Source organism: uncultured Oxalicibacterium sp. (assembly GCF_913776015.1).
In the GTDB taxonomy this organism is placed as follows: Bacteria; Pseudomonadota; Gammaproteobacteria; order Burkholderiales; family Burkholderiaceae_D; genus Oxalicibacterium.
Window position 1 is genome coordinate 1 of sequence record NZ_CAJYMD010000027.1, and the last position, 20,227, is coordinate 20,227.

General features: G+C 54.6%; 14 protein-coding genes, 1 tRNA gene and 1 pseudogene. All 16 read left to right on the top strand.

Annotated features, from left to right (window positions below; translation table 11 throughout):
- Positions 1-126: pseudogene (tuf, locus tag QZ725_RS03755) on the top strand (elongation factor Tu); the annotation flags it as partial.
- Positions 127-208: 82 nt separating this feature from the next.
- Positions 209-284: transfer RNA gene (locus tag QZ725_RS03760), tRNA-Trp, on the top strand.
- A gap of 37 nt (positions 285-321) precedes the next feature.
- A complete protein-coding gene (secE, locus tag QZ725_RS03765; protein ID WP_293776366.1) occupies positions 322-705 on the top strand; it encodes a preprotein translocase subunit SecE in 384 nt (127 codons plus the stop codon).
- On the top strand, positions 705-1,307 hold the full coding sequence (gene nusG / locus QZ725_RS03770) for a transcription termination/antitermination protein NusG (RefSeq protein WP_293776353.1): 603 nt from the start codon (positions 705-707) through the stop codon (positions 1,305-1,307). The genes secE and nusG overlap by 1 nt, the downstream gene beginning before the upstream one ends.
- Before the next feature lie 119 nt (positions 1,308-1,426).
- Positions 1,427-1,858, top strand: coding sequence for a 50S ribosomal protein L11 (gene rplK, locus QZ725_RS03775; RefSeq protein WP_188382283.1), 432 nt, complete (start codon positions 1,427-1,429; stop codon positions 1,856-1,858).
- 1 nt (position 1,859) lies between these two features.
- A complete protein-coding gene (gene rplA, locus QZ725_RS03780; RefSeq protein ID WP_293776356.1) occupies positions 1,860-2,555 on the top strand; it encodes a 50S ribosomal protein L1 in 696 nt (231 codons plus the stop codon).
- Positions 2,556-2,865: 310 nt separating this feature from the next.
- Complete coding sequence (gene rplJ, locus QZ725_RS03785) at positions 2,866-3,411, top strand: 50S ribosomal protein L10 (RefSeq protein WP_293776367.1); 546 nt, start codon at positions 2,866-2,868, stop codon at positions 3,409-3,411.
- Positions 3,412-3,506: 95 nt separating this feature from the next.
- Positions 3,507-3,884: a 50S ribosomal protein L7/L12 gene (gene rplL, locus QZ725_RS03790; RefSeq protein WP_188382281.1), complete on the top strand. Its 378-nt coding sequence runs from the start codon at positions 3,507-3,509 to the stop codon at positions 3,882-3,884.
- 259 nt (positions 3,885-4,143) lie between these two features.
- Positions 4,144-8,250 carry a DNA-directed RNA polymerase subunit beta gene (gene rpoB / locus QZ725_RS03795; protein WP_293776357.1) on the top strand — a complete coding sequence of 1,369 codons (4,107 nt, stop codon included), beginning with the start codon at positions 4,144-4,146 and terminating at the stop codon, positions 8,248-8,250.
- A gap of 259 nt (positions 8,251-8,509) precedes the next feature.
- Positions 8,510-12,754: a DNA-directed RNA polymerase subunit beta' gene (gene rpoC / locus QZ725_RS03800; protein WP_293776358.1), complete on the top strand. Its 4,245-nt coding sequence runs from the start codon at positions 8,510-8,512 to the stop codon at positions 12,752-12,754.
- A gap of 281 nt (positions 12,755-13,035) precedes the next feature.
- On the top strand, positions 13,036-15,282 hold the full coding sequence (locus QZ725_RS03805) for a TonB-dependent hemoglobin/transferrin/lactoferrin family receptor (RefSeq protein ID WP_293776359.1): 2,247 nt from the start codon (positions 13,036-13,038) through the stop codon (positions 15,280-15,282).
- A gap of 70 nt (positions 15,283-15,352) precedes the next feature.
- Entirely contained in the window at positions 15,353-16,480 is a 1,128-nt protein-coding gene (locus QZ725_RS03810; RefSeq protein ID WP_293776360.1) for a ChuX/HutX family heme-like substrate-binding protein, read from the top strand.
- A 293-nt stretch (positions 16,481-16,773) separates the two neighbouring features.
- Entirely contained in the window at positions 16,774-17,157 is a 384-nt protein-coding gene (gene rpsL / locus QZ725_RS03815) for a 30S ribosomal protein S12 (protein WP_293776361.1), read from the top strand.
- Between the two features lie 140 nt (positions 17,158-17,297).
- Positions 17,298-17,768, top strand: coding sequence for a 30S ribosomal protein S7 (gene rpsG, locus QZ725_RS03820; RefSeq protein WP_293776363.1), 471 nt, complete (start codon positions 17,298-17,300; stop codon positions 17,766-17,768).
- A gap of 124 nt (positions 17,769-17,892) precedes the next feature.
- Positions 17,893-19,998 carry an elongation factor G gene (gene fusA / locus QZ725_RS03825; protein WP_293776365.1) on the top strand — a complete coding sequence of 702 codons (2,106 nt, stop codon included), beginning with the start codon at positions 17,893-17,895 and terminating at the stop codon, positions 19,996-19,998.
- 102 nt (positions 19,999-20,100) lie between these two features.
- Positions 20,101-20,227: GTP-binding protein (locus tag QZ725_RS03830; protein WP_288510231.1), on the top strand; the 127-nt coding region annotated here is incomplete at its 3' end.

Genomic DNA, 20,227 nt, shown 5'->3' on the forward strand with positions numbered 1-20,227 from the left:
GGCGACAACGTGTCGATCACGGTTCAGTTGATCAACCCGATCGCGATGGAAGAAGGTCTGCGCTTCGCAATCCGTGAAGGCGGTCGTACCGTCGGCGCTGGTGTCGTAGCTAAAATCATCGAGTAATCGATAAAAATGAAGCGAAACGGCGATCTGGATTCAGGTCGCCGTCGTCGATTCAGGCAGTAGGCAGTGGTAGTGCAATCGTAGGGGCGTAGCTCAATTGGCAGAGTGACGGTCTCCAAAACCGTAGGTTGGGGGTTCGAGGCCCTCCGCCCCTGCCACCGAATTCTGGTGCAGGGCATCGAAAGCAAAACTAGTATGGCTAATCAACCTGTAGAAACTGTTGGCGCATCCGGTGACAAAGCGAAAGTTGCTCTGGCAATTTTCGCAGCAATCGCTGGTGTGGTCGGGTTTTATATCCTGTCGGATAAATCGACGGCAATTCGTGCGGCAGTTCTGGTTGGTGGTCTGGTTGTGGCAATCGCGCTGGCGTGGACATCTACGCCGGGTCGCGATTTCCTCAATTTTTCTAAAGAAGCTGTTCGCGAAACCAAAAAAGTTGTATGGCCCACGCGTCGTGAGACGTTGCAGATGACGGCAATCGTCTTCGGCTTTGTGGTTGTCATGGCAATTTTCCTTTGGGGAACGGACAAGTTGCTCGAAGTTGTGTTGTATGACCTGATTTTGGGCTGGAAAAGATAATGAGCGATTCTATTCAGGATGATGCACAAAACGGCGCCGAGGGCGCCGCTTCTACTGTGGCGTCCGCAGGCAAGAAGCGCTGGTACGTCGTGCATGCTTACTCCGGCATGGAGAAAAGTGTGATGCGCGCGTTGACGGAGCGCATTGCGCGCGCCGGCATGGAACATCAGTTCGGTCAGATTCTGGTGCCGACTGAAGAAGTTATCGAAGTCAAGAATGGTCATAAGTCGGTGACCGAACGTCGTTTCTTTCCAGGCTATGTTCTGGTTGAAATGGAAATGACGGATGAAACCTGGCACTTGGTGAAAAACACCAGCAAGGTGACCGGTTTTATCGGCGGCAAGTCGAATCGTCCAACGCCGATTCCGCCGCACGAAGTCGATAAGTTGTTGCAGCAGATGCAGGACGGTGTCGAGAAGCCGCGTCCAAAAGTATTGTACGAAGTTGGAGAAACGGTGCGCATCAAGGATGGCCCATTCACCGATTTCAACGGCAATGTCGAAGAAGTCAATTACGAGAAATCCAAAGTGCGTGTCTCTGTCACGATTTTCGGTCGTGCGACGCCGGTGGAACTCGAATTCGGCCAGGTCGAAAAAGTTTAAGGCGCTGCTTGCCGCGTGTCCGGATTGCTGATCCGGCAAAGGCAGCAATTAGAGGAGCCCTAGTAGTACGTTGAAAGACGGCGAAAAGGCGCTACCACTCAACCAATGAAGGAGCCATCATGGCAAAGAAAATCATTGGCTTTATCAAGCTGCAAGTGCCAGCTGGTAAGGCAAATCCATCCCCTCCAATCGGCCCAGCACTGGGTCAGCGTGGTCTGAACATCATGGAATTCTGCAAGGCATTCAATGCGCAGACCCAAGGTGTCGAACCAGGCATGCCGATTCCTGTCGTGATCACCGCATTCGCCGACAAGTCCTTCACGTTCGTGATGAAGACGCCACCGGCAACGTACCTGATCAAGAAGCATTCGGGCGTGCAAAAAGGTTCGGCTAAGCCACATACCGACAAGGTTGGCAAGCTGACGCGTGCGCAAGCTGAAGAAATCGCTAAATTGAAAGGCCCGGATCTGACCGCGGCCGACCTCGAAGCTGCAGTGCGTACCATCGCTGGTTCCGCTCGCTCGATGGGTATCACGGTGGAGGGTCTGTAACATGGCTAAGCTGTCCAAACGCGCTAAGGCAATCAAGGCAAAAGTTGATCGCATCAAGGCATATCCATTCGACAGCGCTGTTGCGCTGATCAAGGAATGCGCAACCGCTAAATTCGACGAATCGATCGATATCTCGGTTCAGCTGGGCGTTGATCCTAAGAAGTCGGACCAGGTTGTGCGTGGTTCCGTTGTGCTGCCAGCTGGTACCGGCAAAACCGTTCGCGTTGCTGTATTCGCTTCCGGTGACAAGGCAGAGCAGGCGAAGGCTGCTGGTGCTGACATCGTCGGTATGGAAGATCTGGCTGACCAGATCAAGGCTGGCAACATGCCTTTCGACATCGTCATCGCTTCGCCAGATACCATGCGTATCGTTGGTACGCTCGGCCAAATCCTTGGCCCACGCGGCATGATGCCAAACCCGAAAGTTGGTACCGTTACTCCTGACGTCGCTACCGCCGTCAAGAACGCCAAAGCCGGTCAGGTTCAATACCGTACGGACAAGGCAGGTATCATCCACGCCACGATCGGCCGCAAATCGTTCTCGGACGAAGCGCTCAAGTCGAACCTGTTGGCATTGATCGATGCATTGAACAAAGCCAAGCCAGCTTCGAGCAAAGGCGTTTACCTGCGCAAGGTATCGCTGTCCTCGACGATGGGCGCAGGCGTGCGTGTCGATCAAGCGACGCTGTTGGCTTAATCACAGAATCAAGTCCTGCTGCTTCGGCAGTGGGCGCATCTTTGGGCTGGGCCTGAGTCGGTAACAGTGATTCAGGTTCAGGCAATCAAAGACCGTTGGGCGGCGCACATGCAGGTCGGTGTGCAAAGGTAAACGTCGAATCGGCAACGATCGATACCCAGCGCAGATGGTGTACCCGAACAAGTTTTGCAGTCTCTTTCGCTGGTTCTCCAGTACGGAACTCCTAACTTCGGACGCCGTGTTCGAACAGATGCAAGGCAGGCAATCAATCATGGTTGTGCAATGGCCGAACATCATTTTTGGAGGTTGAATCTTGCTCAATCTGAATGACAAAAAGGCCGTAGTCGCTGAAATCTCTGCCAAAGTTTCGTCGGCACAGACCATCGTCGTGGCTGAATATCGTGGCATCCAGGTTGGTCACTTGACTCAACTGCGCGCTAAAGCGCGTGCCGAAGGCGTGTACCTGCGCGTATTGAAAAATACGCTGGCTCGTCGCGCTGTCGAAGGCACCGCATTTGCTCCACTCGCTTCTGAATTGACCGGTCCGCTGATCTACTCGATCTCGGATGATGCTGTTGCTGCAGCTAAAGTCCTCAACGACTTTGCTAAAACCAACGACAAACTGGTCATCAAAGCTGGTAACTACGCAGGCAAGTCGCTGGATAAAGCGGCTGTTGCAGCGTTGGCAAATATTCCTAGCCGTGAAGTCCTGCTGGCCCAAGTCCTGGGCATGATGCTGGTTCCGGTTGCGAGCTTTACGCGTGGTCTGGCTGCTCTTGCTGCTAAAAAATCTGAAGGCGATGCGCCTGCAGCTGCAGCACCAGCCGCCGAATCGACCGAAGCAGCAGCGGAGTAATCGGGTGGCCGCGATAGCGGCGCCCACGCTGTGTTTCGACGTATTCGCGTCAGTACCAATCAGATGTAATTATTGAAAAAATTTAGGAGTTTCAAATGGCAATTAGCAAAGACGACATCCTGGAAGCCGTAGGCAACCTGACGGTTCTGGAACTGAATGACTTGGTTAAAGCATTCGAAGAAAAATTCGGCGTATCCGCTGCTGCAATGGCTGCTCCAGCAGCTGGCGGCGCAGCCGGCGGCGCTGCTGCTGCTGAAGAGCAAACCGAATTCAACGTTGTTCTGACCGAAGTCGGCGCAAACAAAGTTGGCGTCATTAAAGCAGTTCGCGAAATCACCGGTCTGGGCTTGAAAGAAGCTAAAGATCTGGTTGACGGTGCACCGAAGCCAGTTAAAGAAGGCCTGCCAAAAGCAGACGCAGAAGCAGCCAAGAAAAAACTGGAAGAAGCTGGCGCGAAAGCAGACCTCAAGTAATCGGTCTTGCCGACGCTGGTTTTTGTCAGCGTGTGAGCCAAAGCGCGGAACCATTCGAAAGAATGGTTCGGCTTTGGCTCCTTGTCGTTTTTGTATTTTTCGTCGTCGAGAGCGAGGGTTCCCAAACTCGGGTATCCTTATAGGTTCGACCAAAGGGCAGAGACTTGAGGTTTCTTTGTGCTAGTTGCAATCGTGCAATTGGACATCGTGATCCGAATCCTGAATTCTCTATCCTTCCCCTGTCACTCACGGAGTGTCCATGCACTACTCATTTACTGAGAAGAAGCGCATTCGCAAATCATTCGCGAAACGCGCTAACGTCCACCACGTTCCGTTCCTGCTGGCAACGCAGCTCGAGTCCTACCAGAGCTTCTTGCAGGAAAATGTTCTGCCATCGCAACGCAAGAATGAAGGTTTGCAATCCGCCTTCACCTCGATTTTCCCGATTGTTTCGCATAATGGTTTCGCTCGTCTCGAATTCCTGTCTTATGTTCTGGGTACGCCCCCGTTCGACGTCAAGGAATGTCAACAGCGCGGTCTGACCTTCGCGTCGCCACTGCGCGCCAAGGTGCGTCTGGTTATTCTGGACAAGGAATCGCCGACCAAGCCGGTCGTCAAGGAAATGAAAGAGCAGGAAGTCTACATGGGCGAATTGCCGCTCATGACGACTACCGGTTCGTTCGTCATCAATGGTACCGAGCGTGTGATCGTTTCGCAGTTGCACCGTTCGCCTGGCGTGTTCTTCGAACACGACCGCGGCAAGACCCATTCGTCGGGCAAGCTGCTGTTCTCGGCACGCATCATTCCTTACCGTGGTTCGTGGCTGGATTTCGAATTTGATCCGAAAGACATTCTGTTCTTCCGCGTCGATCGTCGCCGCAAGATGCCTGTCACCATCCTGCTGAAGGCCATCGGCATGACGCCGGAACAAATCCTCGAAAACTTCTTTGTTTTCGACGATTTCAAATTGCGCGAAGAGGGTGCCGAAATGGCATTCGTCGCCGAGCGTCTGCGCGGTGAAGTCGCACGTTTCGACATCGCCGATAAGGCCGGCAAGGTCATGGTCGCGAAAGACAAGCGCATCAACAGCAAGCACGTACGCGATATCGAAGCTGCCGGCATCAAGCATATTTCCGTGCCTGAAGAATATTTGCTCGGTCGCGTGCTGGCCAAGAATATCGTCGATGGCGATACGGGCGAGGTCATTGCCAATGCCAACGATGAACTGACCGATGAATTGCTGGCCAAGCTGCGCGAAGCCGGTATCGATACGATCCAGACGCTGTACACCAACGATCTGGATCAAGGCGCCTACATTTCGCAAACGTTGCGCACCGATGACACCGCTGACCAGATGGCTGCCAAAGTCGCCATCTATCGCATGATGCGTCCTGGCGAGCCGCCAACCGAAGATTCGGTTGAGGCACTCTTCAACGGTCTGTTCTACAACGCCGATCGTTACGATCTGTCGGCTGTTGGTCGCATGAAGTTCAACCGTCGCATTGGTCGCGATGCGCTGACCGGCGACATGACGCTGTCGGATGACGATATCCTGGCTGTCATCAAGATCTTGGTCGAGTTGCGCAATGGTCGCGGCGAAGTCGACGATATCGATCACTTGGGTAACCGCCGCGTGCGTTGTGTCGGCGAACTGGCCGAGAATCAATTCCGTGCGGGTCTCGTGCGCGTTGAGCGTGCCGTGAAAGAGCGTCTGGGTCAGGCTGAAGCCGATAACCTGATGCCGCACGATCTGATCAACAGCAAACCGATTTCGGCTGCGATCCGCGAATTCTTCGGTTCGTCGCAGTTGTCGCAGTTTATGGATCAAACCAACCCGTTGTCCGAGATCACGCACAAACGCCGTGTGTCCGCTCTCGGCCCAGGTGGTCTGACTCGCGAACGTGCCGGCTTCGAGGTGCGCGACGTGCATCCGACCCACTATGGTCGTGTCTGCCCGATCGAAACGCCTGAAGGTCCGAACATTGGTCTGATCAACTCGCTGGCACTGTATGCGCGTCTGAACGAATACGGCTTCCTCGAAACGCCTTACCGCAAGGTTGAGGGCAGCAAGGTGACCGATCAGATCGATTACCTGTCCGCTATCGAAGAAGGCCGTTACATCATTGCGCAGGCGAATGCCACCATCGACGGTTCGGGCAAGCTGTCCGATGAACTGGTGTCGGCACGTGAAGCCGGTGAAACGATTCTGGTCTCGCCAGAGCGCGTCCAATACATGGACGTTGCACCAGGTCAGGTCGTCTCGGTCGCCGCTTCGCTGATTCCGTTCCTCGAACACGATGATGCAAACCGCGCATTGATGGGTGCCAACATGCAACGTCAGGCCGTACCTTGCCTGCGTCCGGAAAAACCGCTGGTCGGTACCGGTATCGAGCGCACCGTCGCGGTCGACTCGGGCACCACCGTGCAGGCACTGCGTGGCGGTGTCGTCGATTACGTCGACGCTGGCCGTGTCGTGATTCGTGTGAATGACGAAGAAGCGGCTGCAGGCGAAGTCGGTGTCGATATCTACAACCTGATCAAGTACACGCGTTCCAACCAGAACACCAATATCAACCAGCGTCCGATCGTCAAAGTTGGTGATCGTGTTGCCAAAGGCGACGTGGTGGCCGATGGCGCATCGACCGACCTCGGCGAACTCGCTCTCGGTCAGAACATGCTGGTGGCGTTCATGCCGTGGAACGGCTACAACTTCGAAGATTCGATTCTGATTTCCGAAAAAGTCGTTGCGGACGATCGCTACACCTCGATCCATATTGAGGAACTGTCGGTCGTGGCACGTGACACCAAGCTGGGTGCCGAAGAAATCACGCGTGATATCTCGAACCTGGCTGAAAACCAACTGGCGCGTCTGGATGAGTCGGGTATCGTCTACATCGGTGCAGAAGTGACCGCTGGCGATACGCTGGTCGGTAAAGTGACGCCAAAGGGCGAAACCCAACTGACGCCAGAAGAAAAACTGCTGCGCGCGATCTTCGGTGAAAAAGCATCGGACGTGAAGGATACGTCGCTGCGCGTGCCTTCGGGCATGGTCGGTACCGTTATCGACGTGCAAGTGTTCACGCGTGAAGGCATCCAGCGCGACAAGCGTGCGCAACAGATCATCGATGATGAACTGCAACGCTATCGCCTCGACCTGAACGATCAGTTGCGTATCGTCGAAGGCGATGCCTTCCAGCGTCTGGAAAAAATGTTGATCGGCAAGACCGTCAACGGTGGTCCGAAGAAGATTGCCAAGGGCGCCAAGATCACCAAGGAATATCTGGACGATCTGGACAAGTACCACTGGTTCGACATCCGTCCATCGGATGACGCATCGGCCAATGCCCTCGAAGCGATCAAGGAATCGATCGCCGAGAAACGTCACCAGTTTGATCTGGCCTTCGAAGAGAAGCGCAAGAAACTGACGCAAGGCGACGAGTTGCCGCCAGGCGTGCAGAAGATGGTCAAGGTCTATCTCGCCGTCAAACGTCGCCTGCAGCCTGGCGACAAGATGGCAGGTCGTCACGGTAACAAGGGTGTGGTGTCGCGTATTCTGCCGATCGAAGACATGCCGCACATGGCCGACGGTACGCCGGCCGACATCGTGCTGAACCCGCTGGGCGTGCCATCGCGCATGAACGTGGGTCAGGTTCTGGAAGTGCATCTGGGCTGGGCCGCAAAAGGTCTGGGCCTGCGTATTGCCGAAATGCTGAATACGCACGTGCAGATCGCTGAACTGCGCAAGTTCCTGTCGTCGATCTATAACGAATCGGGCAAGCAGGAAGAGCTCGACAAGTTCTCGGATCAGGAAATCGTCGAACTGGCGCAGAACCTGAAAAACGGTGTGCCGTTCGCAACGCCGGTGTTTGATGGTGCGCACGAAGAAGAAACGCGTCGCATGCTGGATCTGGCTTACCCGGATCACATCGCCAAGCAATTGGGCATGACCGCTTCGAAGAATCAGGTCACGATGTATGACGGTCGCACTGGTGAACCGTTCGAGCGCACCACCACGGTGGGCTACATGCATTACCTGAAACTGCACCATCTGGTCGATGACAAGATGCACGCACGTTCGACCGGCCCATACTCGCTGGTGACGCAGCAGCCACTCGGCGGTAAAGCGCAGTTCGGTGGTCAACGCTTCGGTGAGATGGAAGTCTGGGCACTGGAAGCGTACGGCGCATCGTACGTGCTGCAAGAGATGCTGACCGTGAAATCCGATGACGTGAATGGCCGTACCAAAGTGTACGAAAACCTCGTCAAGGGTGATCACGTGATCGACGCCGGCATGCCGGAATCCTTCAACGTTCTCGTGAAGGAAATCCGCTCGCTGGGTATTGATATCGATCTCGAGCGCGACTGATAGCAAGACAAAGCGAAGCGGCGGAAACGCCGCTTCGCTTTCAGCGTTTCAGAAAAGCGCCTCGTGGCGCTTTAAAAGATTTTGCAGTAAAAGTTTTAGTATTCAGCAGCAAGCAGTTCGGAAACGTCGGCTGTCCCGGTATCTGCGGAACTCTGCCTCTTACGGCTCAGCTCTCCCGCATATGCGAACAGGGTCATCAAGCAGTCTGGCGCGACCACCTCGTCTACATCAGCGTTTTTCACGCCAACTGGAGTGATACATGAAAGCACTGCTCGATTTATTCAAGCAAGTTCAGCAAAACGAACAGTTCGATGCCATCAAGATCGGCCTGGCATCGCCTGAGAAAATCCGTTCGTGGTCCTACGGCGAAGTCAAGAAGCCGGAAACCATCAACTATCGTACCTTCAAGCCTGAGCGCGACGGTTTGTTCTGCGCCAAGATTTTCGGGCCTATCAAGGATTACGAATGCCTGTGCGGCAAGTACAAACGCCTCAAGCATCGCGGTGTGATCTGCGAAAAATGCGGCGTTGAAGTCACGCTGGCCAAGGTGCGTCGTGAGCGCATGGGCCACATCGAGCTGGCATCGCCAACCGCACACATCTGGTTCCTGAAATCGCTGCCATCGCGTCTGGGTATGGTCCTCGACATGACGCTGCGCGATATCGAACGTGTTCTGTACTTTGAAGCCTACGTCGTGACCGATCCTGGCATGACCCCGCTGAAAAAATGCCAGATCATGTCGGAAGACGACTATGCGGCCAAATACGAAGAATTCGGCGACGACTTCACCGCATTCATGGGCGCGGAAGGTATTCGTGAACTGCTGCGTTCGATCGACATCGACCGCGATGCAGAAACCCTGCGTCAGGAACTCAAGGATTCCAAGTCGGAAGCCAAGATCAAGAAATACGCCAAGCGCCTGAAAGTGCTTGAAGCGTTCCAGCGTTCGGGCATCAAGCCTGACTGGATGATCATGGAAGTGCTGCCAGTGCTGCCGCCGGAACTGCGTCCGCTGGTGCCGCTGGACGGCGGCCGTTTCGCGACTTCCGATTTGAACGATCTGTATCGCCGCGTCATCAACCGTAACAACCGCCTGAAGCGCCTGATGGAATTGCGCGCGCCGGAAATCATTACGCGTAACGAAAAGCGCATGCTGCAGGAAGCGGTCGATTCGCTGCTGGATAACGGCCGTCGCGGCAAGGCGATGACGGGTGCCAACAAGCGTCCGCTGAAATCGCTGGCCGAGATGATCAAAGGCAAGGGCGGTCGTTTCCGTCAAAACTTGCTGGGCAAGCGCGTCGACTACTCGGGCCGTTCGGTCATCGTGGTGGGTCCACAGCTCAAACTGCATCAGTGCGGTCTGCCTAAGCTGATGGCGCTCGAACTCTTCAAGCCGTTCATCTTCAATAAACTGGAATTGATGGGTCTCGCGACCACGATCAAGGCAGCGAAGAAGCTGGTCGAAATTCAAGAACCAGTCGTCTGGGATATCCTGGAAGACGTGATCCGTGAACATCCGGTCATGTTGAACCGTGCGCCAACGCTGCACCGTCTGGGCATTCAGGCATTCGAACCAGTCCTGATCGAAGGCAAGGCAATTCAATTGCACCCGCTGGTTTGCGCCGCGTTCAACGCCGACTTCGACGGCGATCAGATGGCTGTTCACGTGCCGCTGTCGGTTGAAGCGCAGATGGAAGCACGTACGCTGATGCTGGCATCGAACAACATCCTGTTCCCATCGAACGGCGAACCGTCGATCGTGCCGTCGCAGGATATCGTGCTGGGTCTGTACTACGCCACGCGTGAAGCGATCAACGCCAAGGGCGAAGGCATGCTGTTCCCGGATGTGTCGGAAGTGCTGCGCGCCTACGACAACAAGGAAGTGGAACTGGCGACGCGCATCACCGTGCGTATCACCGAATATCCGAAAAACGCCGAAACCGGTGAATTCGACAAGACCGTTACGCGTTACGAAACCACGGTCGGCCGCGCCATTCTGTCGGAAATCCTGCCGAAGGGCTTGCCATTCAGCGTGCTGAACCGCGCCCTGAAGAAGAAGGAAATCTCGCGTCTGATCAACCTGTCGTTCCGCAAGTGCGGTCTGCGCGCCACGGTTGTGTTCGCCGACCAGTTGCTGCAATCTGGTTTCCGTCTGGCGACGCGCGCCGGTATGTCGATCTGCGTGGACGACATGCTGGTGCCGCCACAAAAGGTCGACCTGATCGCGGCTGCAGAAAACGAAGTCAAACAGATCCAGCAGCAGTACGCGTCCGGTCTGGTTACGGCTGGCGAACGCTACAACAAGGTTGTGGATATCTGGGGCAAGGCTGGCGATGACGTCGGCAAGGCCATGATGGACCAACTGAAAGTCGAAGACGTCGTCAAGCGCGACGGTACCAAGTCGACTCAGGAATCGTTCAACTCGATCTACATGATGGCCGACTCGGGTGCACGTGGTTCGGCAGCGCAGATTCGTCAGTTGGCCGGTATGCGTGGTCTGATGGCGAAGCCGGACGGCTCGATCATCGAAACGCCGATCACCGCGAACTTCCGCGAAGGTCTGAACGTGTTGCAGTACTTCATTTCGACCCACGGTGCACGTAAAGGTCTGGCCGATACTGCACTGAAGACCGCGAACTCGGGTTACCTGACGCGTCGTCTGGTTGACGTGACGCAGGATCTGGTCGTGATCGAAGATGATTGCGGTACCTCGAACGGCGCTGCCATGAAGGCACTGGTCGAAGGCGGTGAAGTCATTGAAGCATTGCGCGATCGTATCCTCGGCCGCGTGGCTGCAACCGACATCGTCAATCCTGAAAATCAGGCGACGCTGTACGAAGCCGGCACGCTGCTCAACGAAGACATGGTCGAAGAAATCGAAGAACTCGGTATCGACGAAGTCAAGGTTCGTACGCCACTCACTTGCGACACGCGCTACGGCCTGTGCGCCAAGTGCTATGGCCGCGATCTGGGCCGCGGTACGCTGGTCAACGCTGGTGAAGCCGTTGGTGTGGTGGCTGCGCAGTCGATCGGTGAGCCTGGTACCCAGTTGACGATGCGTACCTTCCACATTGGTGGTGCGGCATCGCGTGCAGCGGTTGCCTCGTCGGTGGAAGCCAAGTCGAACGGTACGGTTCGCTTCACGGCAACCATGCGTTACGTGACGAATGGCAAAGGCGGTCAGATCGTCATTTCCCGTTCCGGCGAAGTGCTGATCACGGACGATATCGGTCGTGAGCGCGAGCGTCATAAAGTGCCTTATGGCGCGACGCTGCTGGTGCAAGATGGCGCCGTCATCAAAGCCGGTATCCCTCTCGCAACGTGGGATCCGCTGACCCGTCCGATCATCACCGAGTACAGTGGTACCGTGAAGTTCGAGAACGTCGAAGAAGGCGTGACTGTTGCACGTCAGATCGACGAAGTGACCGGTCTGTCGACGCTGGTGGTAATCGATGCGAAGCGTCGTGGTTCGGCAACCAAGTCGGTACGTCCACAGGTCAAGCTGCTCAACGAGAAAGGCGAAGAAGTCAAGATCGCTGGCACCGAGCACGCTGTGACCATCGGCTTCCAGGTTGGCGCGCTGATCACCGTGAAAGACGGTCAGCAAGTCAGCGTTGGTGAAGTGCTGGCACGTATCCCGACAGAATCGCAGAAGACCCGTGACATTACCGGCGGTCTGCCACGCGTTGCAGAGCTGTTCGAAGCACGTTCGCCAAAAGATGCGGGCATGCTGGCCGAAGTCACCGGTACCGTTGCTTTCGGTAAGGAAACCAAGGGCAAGCAACGTCTCGAAATCACCGACATGGACGGCAACAAGCACGAGTTCCTGATTACCAAGGACAAGCAAGTGCTGGTGCATGACGGCCAGGTTGTGAACAAAGGCGAGATGATCGTGGACGGCCCAGCCGATCCGCAAGACATCCTGCGTCTGCTGGGTATCGAAGCGCTGGCACGTTACATCGTCGACGAAGTGCAGGACGTCTACCGTCTGCAAGGCGTGAAGATCAACGACAAGCACATCGAAGTCATCGTGCGTCAGATGTTGCGTCGCGTTCAGGTGGTTGAGCCGGGCGATACCAGCTACATCACGGGTGAACAGGTTGAGCGTTCCGAATTGCTGGATGAGAACGATCGCGTGAATGCCGAGAACAAGATCCCTGCAACGTACGAAAACGTGCTGCTGGGTATCACCAAGGCATCGCTGTCGACTGACTCGTTCATTTCGGCTGCATCGTTCCAGGAAACCACGCGTGTCCTGACCGAAGCGGCGATCATGGGCAAGAAAGATGGTCTGCGTGGCTTGAAGGAAAACGTCATTGTCGGCCGCCTGATTCCTGCAGGTACCGGTTTGGCATTCCACCGCGCACGCAAGGAGAAGGAGTCGTGGGAAGCAGAAGAGCGTCAAGCGCTGCTGCAAGCCGAGAAAGCTGCGCGTGCAGCCGAGGCCGAATCCCATTTCGCCGACATTTCCAGCGTACCGGACAGCGATACCGACGCATCGTAATCGCGAGCAGGCAACCTACAAAAACGGCACCGATCTGGTGCCGTTTTTTTTTCGTCTATGCCGTTGGGCAGATGAAAACGTTGCTTTTCTTCTACAAAAGCATCAATACCTTAAAAGAGAATGATTCTTGTTTGAATTTTGTATATGATTGCGCCTTGCTTCGATTTGGCGTGATTTGCCGCACAGGCAACGACGCTTTAGCGTGACGCAATATCAATTCAAACATTCAGGCAGCCAGCATTTTTCGCCAGCAACCCTACGACATTTACAGGGAGGTTGCTATGCCTATGCGAAAAAAATATCTGGCGATGGCCGTTGTCGCTATTGCCCAAAACTGGGTTCCATTGTCGGCGTTGGCCGACACCACACCAACCAGCAAGCTCGATGAAGTGGTTGTCACAGCAACACGTGGCATCACGGATGACGTCACTCGTGCGGCGGCATCGGTTTCTGTAATCACCGCAGAAGCAATAGAGCAGCAAAATGCCAAAGACATCAAGGACGCTTTGCGCTATGAGCCGGGTGTCGAGGTAAGACGTTCGGTTAATCGCACTAGCGGGATAAGTGGCGCCGGTGCAACTGCAGGGCGCGGTGGCAACGAGGGTATTGCGATTCGTGGCCTTGATGGTAATCGCGTGTTGTTGCTGGAGGATGGCATTCCTGTTCCGCGTGCATTTAGCGTGGGGACGCTAAGTGCGGGGCGTGGCAGTTATCTCGACACTGATCTGTATCAGCGCATTGAAGTGCTGCGGGGGCCGGCATCGTCAATGTATGGCAGTGATGGCTTAACTGGTGCAGTCAATTTTGTCATCAAGGACCCGCAGGATTATCTTAATGTATTCCACAAGAATACCTATTTTTCGGTTCGGCCTTCCTACGACTCGGTAGACAACAGTGTTGGTACGACCGGCACGATGGCAATCGGCGGTGAGCGTTGGCAGGCCATGTTGCTATTGAATGCGCGTCACGGAAAAGAAACGGATAACAAGGGTGAGCGCGATGTCATTGGCACCCAGCGAACGACACCTGATCCGCTCACCTACGATACGCAATCGGCGCTTGCCAAGATCGTATTCCGCGCGACGGCACAAGATGTTTTGAAATTGAGCTTAGGAGCGACGGAAAACAAGACGTGGGGGAATAGCTTGTCGGCGATTGGCCCTGCTGCCGGTGGTACGAGTGTGACGGGGTATCAGACTACTAGCAAGGTCGAAAGCAATCGCGTGTCGTTGAGTTATATGCGTGATGATGCCGAGAATCCTGTCATGCAAAAAATTCGCGGCAATGTTTTTTATCGTGATGCCACGACAAATCAATACACCTATGAAATCGGCACGGGCGCCACGAGGCCAAGGTTCAGAAATGTTACGTACGAAGATCAGGCAATCGGTGGTGGGGTGATGGGGGAAAGCCGCTTTGATGCGGGGGCGATGAGTCATACGCTGGTTTACGGTGCTGATGTGTCAAGAAGCAAATTGAGCCAGCAAGCCAGTGGCACGAACTGGACGACTTGTACCGGCACACAATATTGCGAACTATTCCCTAAAACCAATTACTCCATTTTTGGCGCGTATGTACAGGACGATATGCGCCTTGGAAAGTTGAGCGTCATTCCTGGCTTGCGTTACGACTCCTATGAACTGGATCCACAGGCCAGCGCCCGCTATGACGCGCAGGCGAATGCGAATGGGCAGCCAGCTACCAAGAGTAAGGACAATGCGATTTCACCAAGATTGGCATTCGTATATGAAGTCGCGCCCGCATTTGCGCCTTATGTGCAATATGCACGTGGTTTCCGTGCACCATCGCCGCAAGAAGTGAATTCGTACTTCAATAATGCGGCGCAAGGATATTCGCAAATTTCTAATCCGAATCTGAAGGCGGAAACGAGCAACTCATTTGAGATTGGTTTGCGAGGCAAGGCTGATATGGTTGATAGCCGCCTGAGATACAGCGTGGCGGCGTTCTCTGGAAAGTATAAAAACTTTATCGAATTGTTGGCGGTTAGCGGTGCGGGAACTGTTGCTAATCCTACGATTAATCAATATATCAATGCTTCACGTGCTGATATTCATGGCGTCGAAGGTCGCATCGATTGGCGCATGAATAGTGGCTGGAGTTTGCGAGGTGGTTTTGCCTACACGGAAGGTACGACGACAAATCGCAATGGTGTGAAGGCGGGATTGGAATCTGTGTCCCCACTTTCGGTTGTGACGGGTGTGCGCTACGAAAACGGCCAGCAATGGTATGCGCAGGCTGACGTGCTTTACAACGCTGCAAAGAAATCCGCGGACGTTCCTTCGTCAACGAGCTTTGTCTCTCCATCCTTCACGATTCTGGATGTCTCGGGCGGCTATCGCTTCAGCAAAAACGTCAGCGCCAACATCGGCATTCGCAACCTGTTTGATCGCAAGTACTGGGTGTGGAACGATATTCGTGGGTTGGGTCTAGCCAGTACCGCAACCAATCTGGATGCTTACACATCGCCCGGTCGCAGCATCAATGCCAGTCTGAAAATCGAATACTGATCTGCCTATCGCTTGCGTTGCCGCGCGGCGGTAGCGCAAGCGATGGCATAACCATGAGGAGAAAGAAGCAATGCAACATGTGAAATGGATGAGCCTGTTACTCGGTGGTTTGATGCTGAGCGGCAGTGTGCTGGCTGATGTAAGTCAAGATACGCTGCGCGCCAAGCGCGAAGCATTGCGCGCTGAACAGCCGGGTATGCATGGACGCGAAATGGCGCAAAAGCTGGGGGTGTCCGAAGCGCAGCTGGTGGCGGCAGATATTGGTCATGGCACGACACTGCTGCGCGGCGACATGGAATCTTTCAAGGCGCTGTTCGCGCGCTTGCCTGAGCTTGGGCGCATCAAGGCGATCACGCGTAATGAATTTGGCGTGATCGAGCGAACGGCGGTAGCTGTGCCGGCCAAGCGTGATGAGCAGGGGCGCACCGTGCCCGGCACGGGCTTCATTGGTACGGATATCGATTTGCGCATGAACATCGATAACTGGGGATCGGCTTTTGCTGTGGTGTTGCCGCGCTCGGGTGGTCGTACCAGCCGCAGCTTCCAGATTTTCGACAAGAATGGGGACGCTGTGCACAAGGTCTACGTTGACGATGAAAAAGGCGTGGCAGCATTCGAGAAATTGACTGCCGATTTCAAGGCGCAAAATCAGAAGCCCGATTGGAGCGTGGCAATGGCCAAGATCAAGCCGGCCAAGCCACTGAGCGATATGGATATTCGCGATTTGCGTAATGCCTGGCATGAAATGACGGACGTGCATGAGTTCCAGCGTCTGGTCAGTGACTTCGGCATCTCGCGCGAACGGGCATTTGAACTGATCGGCAAGGAATCTGCCTACAAGATCAGCGGCAAGTCGGTCGAGGCCTTGCTGAAGGATGCGTCGAAGCGTCACCAGCCCATCATGGTCTTTCTCAGCAATCCTGGCATGACGCAGATCTACAGTGGCGTGATCGAGAATCCGGTTGCCAAGGATGGCTGGTTCAATGTACTGGACCCGGATTTTGATTTGCATCTGCGCCAGAGCGGTATCGATCATGGCTGGGTGGTGCGTCGCCCCGCGCGTAGCGGCATCATCACGTCGGTCGAGTTTTACGACAATAAAGGTAATCAGATTGTCAACTTTTTCTCCTTGCGTGAGCGCAACAAGGAAGAAACGGCCGTCTGGCGTGAGTTAGTTGGCAATCTGGAAAAGATTTGATCGCCCATCGATCCGTGATCGTGGCAAATCCGCATCGGAAAACCCGGCGCGGACCTTGACCCTCTTCACTTTGAGGCATATACTCGCGAGTTCTCGATTTTAAGCTCTGCTGGGCTTAAGCGCTCTTTGGTCTGCGTTTTGTCTGTATTCGCACTCTTCCGCGCTTCTTCCTTGCGGCTCCCGGATCGAGCCGCGTGTTGAATTCCCATTCTTCCGCATGATTTCCCCGAGGCCTCGAGCAACCGTTTTCGAGGTCGTATTATCAATGTAGTTATTAAGCTGGATAGAGAGCGATGCCAACTATCAATCAATTGATTGCTCAGCCACGTGTTTCCGCACGTGTCAAAAGCAAATCGCCGGCGCTGGAAAACAGCCCGCAAAAACGTGGCGTTTGCACCCGCGTTTACACCACGACGCCAAAGAAGCCTAACTCGGCTCTGCGTAAAGTCGCCAAGGTGCGTCTGACCAACGGTTTCGAAGTTATTTCGTACATCGGCGGTGAGGGCCACAACCTGCAAGAACACAGCGTCGTGCTGATCCGCGGCGGCCGTGTGAAGGATTTGCCGGGTGTGCGTTATCACATGGTTCGCGGTGCACTGGATACCCAGGGCGTTAAAGACCGTAAGCAAGCTCGTTCGAAATACGGTGCGAAGCGCGCGAAAGCTGCCAAGAAGTAATCAAGTTTCAGTCATTTTCGCAGTCTCTGCGAAACAGAGTCGGTCCCGGATGGGCCGAGTAAGTGGGTGGTTATGATGGCCGCTCGCGAGTGAGGGCAAGTTTGTTGCTGTCGCTCAACTGAAGAAAAAAAGGAATCGAAATGCCACGTCGTCGTGAAGTCCCGAAACGGGAGATCCTGCCAGATCCAAAATTCGGCAATGTTGAAGTCGCTAAATTCGTCAACGTGTTGATGTTGTCAGGCAAGAAGTCTGTTGCTGAAAACATCATCTACGGTGCGTTTGAGCAAATCCAAACCAAATCGGGCAAGGATCCGCTCGAAGTGTTCACCACCGCGTTGAACAACTGCAAACCGATGGTCGAGGTGAAATCCCGCCGCGTCGGTGGCGCCAACTATCAGGTGCCGGTTGAAGTGCGTCCTGTGCGTCGCGCTGCGTTGTCGATGCGCTGGTTGCGCGAAGCTGCGAACAAGCGCAGCGAAAAATCCATGCCGTTGCGTTTGGCAGGTGAGTTGATGGAAGCGGCTGAAGGCCGTGGCGGTGCGATGAAGAAGCGTGATGAAGTTCACCGCATGGCTGAAGCGAACAAGGCGTTCTCGCACTTCCGCTTCTAATGGATTAAGCGGAAATGTGCGGTCTGCATATTTCCGTTGCATAAGTAATTTGTTCGAGGCCGGGCACATTTTTGTTAAAAAATGGCGCTCGGTTTTGTGCATTAAAACCAACTAGGATTTGATTATGGCCCGTAAGACCCCCATCGAGCGCTACCGCAATATCGGTATTTCGGCTCACATTGATGCAGGTAAAACCACGACCACCGAGCGCGTTTTGTTCTACACCGGCGTGAACCACAAAATCGGTGAAGTGCATGACGGCGCTGCAACCATGGACTGGATGGAGCAGGAACAAGAGCGCGGCATCACGATTACGTCTGCTGCGACGACCTGTTTCTGGAAGGGCATGGCAAACAATTTCCCTGCGCACCACATCAACATCATCGATACCCCGGGCCACGTTGACTTCACGATTGAAGTTGAGCGCTCGATGCGTGTTCTCGACGGTGCTTGCATGGTCTACTGCGCAGTCGGTGGTGTACAGCCGCAGTCGGAAACCGTTTGGCGTCAAGCGAACAAATACAAGGTTCCACGTCTGGCATTCGTCAACAAGATGGATCGTACCGGCGCGAACTTCTTCAAGGTCTACGAGCAGATGCGTGCGCGTCTGAAGGCCAACCCTGTGCCTATGCAAGTGCCAATCGGTGCCGAAGAAAACTTCGCTGGCGTGATCGATCTGGTCAAGATGAAAGCAATCATCTGGGATGATGCATCGCAAGGTATGAAATTCGACTACCAAGATATCCCTGCGAATCTGGTTGACGAAGCCCAAAAATGGCGTGAAAACATGGTTGAAGCAGCTGCCGAAGCGTCGGAAGAGCTGATGAACAAATACCTGGAAGAGGGTGATCTGAGCGAGGCTGACATCAAGGCGGCAATTCGTCAGCGCACGATCGCTGGTGAGCTCGTTCCGATGATGTGCGGTACCGCGTTCAAGAACAAGGGCGTACAAGCCATGTTGGATGCCGTCATCGAATATCTGCCTTCGCCAGTCGATATTCCGCCAGTTCCTGGTGTGGATGAAGATGAAGAGCCGGTCGTGCGTGAAGCCAAAGACACCGAGAAATTCTCGGCGCTGGCATTCAAGATCGCCACCGATCCGTTCGTTGGTCAGTTGTGCTTCATCCGTTGCTACTCGGGCGTCCTGAACTCGGGCGACACCGTTCTGAACTCCGTCAAGGGCAAGAAGGAACGTATCGGCCGTATTGTTCAGATGCATGCGAATCAGCGCGAAGAAATCAAGGAAATGCTCGCAGGCGACATCGCTGCGGTTGTTGGCTTGAAAGATACGACGACGGGCGACACCCTGTGCGACGACAAATCCTTCGTGGTTCTGGAGCGCATGGTATTCCCTGAGCCGGTGATCTCGCAGGCTGTCGAACCAAAAACCAAGGGCGACCAGGAAAAAATGGGGCTGGCACTGAACCGTTTGGCTGCTGAAGATCCATCGTTCCGCGTGCGCACCGATGAAGAATCGGGTCAGACCATCATCGCCGGTATGGGCGAGCTGCATCTGGACATTATCGTTGACCGCATGAAGCGCGAATTCAACGTCGAAGCAACCGTTGGCAAGCCACAAGTTGCGTATCGTGAAACGATCCGCAAGACGGTTACCGACGTTGAAGGCAAGTTCGTCAAGCAATCGGGTGGTCGTGGTCAGTACGGTCACGCTGTTCTGACGATCGAGCCGCAAGAAGCCGGCAAGGGCTTCGAATTCGTCGACGCGATCAAGGGCGGTGTTGTTCCTCGTGAATACATCCCTGCGGTTGAAAAAGGTGTGCGCGAAACGCTTACGTCGGGTGTGTTGGCCGGTTACCCTGTTGTTGACGTCAAAGTCACGCTGACCTTCGGTTCGTACCACGATGTTGACTCGAACGAAAACGCATTCCGCATGGCTGGTTCGATGGCATTCAAGGAAGGCTGCCGCAAGGCTTCACCAGTTATCCTCGAGCCAATGATGGCCGTGGAAGTTGAAACGCCAGAAGACTACGCCGGTACCGTGATGGGCGATCTGTCGTCGCGTCGCGGCATGGTGCAAGGCATGGATGAAATCGCCGGTGGTGGTGGCAAGATCATCAAGGCCGAAGTGCCACTGTCGGAAATGTTCGGTTATGCAACCTCGCTGCGTTCGGCAACGCAAGGTCGCGCAACTTACTCGATGGAATTCAAGCACTACGCTGAAGCACCGAAAAACGTTATCGATGCAATCGTAACGTCGAAAGCCAAGTAATCAGTCAGCAGCGCAACTCTCGGGTTGCGCTGCGAACAAGTTGTCACCCGATAGGGTGAATTTTTGAATAGCAAAAATCGTTCTTTTTGAAGGAAGAATAAAATGGCAAAAGGTAAGTTTGAGCGTACCAAGCCGCACGTGAATGTGGGCACGATTGGTCACGTTGACCATGGCAAGACGACGCTGACGGCAGCGATCGCGACGGTATTATCGGCAAAGTTTGGCGGTG

Coding starts and splice junctions, on each gene's coding strand:
- secE (WP_293776366.1), top strand. CDS start 322: ATGGCTAATCAACCTGTAGAAACTGTTGGCGCATCCGGTGACAAAGCG.
- nusG (WP_293776353.1), top strand. CDS start 705: ATGAGCGATTCTATTCAGGATGATGCACAAAACGGCGCCGAGGGCGCC.
- rplK (WP_188382283.1), top strand. CDS start 1,427: ATGGCAAAGAAAATCATTGGCTTTATCAAGCTGCAAGTGCCAGCTGGT.
- rplA (WP_293776356.1), top strand. CDS start 1,860: ATGGCTAAGCTGTCCAAACGCGCTAAGGCAATCAAGGCAAAAGTTGAT.
- rplL (WP_188382281.1), top strand. CDS start 3,507: ATGGCAATTAGCAAAGACGACATCCTGGAAGCCGTAGGCAACCTGACG.
- rpoB (WP_293776357.1), top strand. CDS start 4,144: ATGCACTACTCATTTACTGAGAAGAAGCGCATTCGCAAATCATTCGCG.
- rpoC (WP_293776358.1), top strand. CDS start 8,510: ATGAAAGCACTGCTCGATTTATTCAAGCAAGTTCAGCAAAACGAACAG.
- QZ725_RS03805 (WP_293776359.1), top strand. CDS start 13,036: ATGCCTATGCGAAAAAAATATCTGGCGATGGCCGTTGTCGCTATTGCC.
- QZ725_RS03810 (WP_293776360.1), top strand. CDS start 15,353: ATGCAACATGTGAAATGGATGAGCCTGTTACTCGGTGGTTTGATGCTG.
- rpsL (WP_293776361.1), top strand. CDS start 16,774: ATGCCAACTATCAATCAATTGATTGCTCAGCCACGTGTTTCCGCACGT.
- rpsG (WP_293776363.1), top strand. CDS start 17,298: ATGCCACGTCGTCGTGAAGTCCCGAAACGGGAGATCCTGCCAGATCCA.
- fusA (WP_293776365.1), top strand. CDS start 17,893: ATGGCCCGTAAGACCCCCATCGAGCGCTACCGCAATATCGGTATTTCG.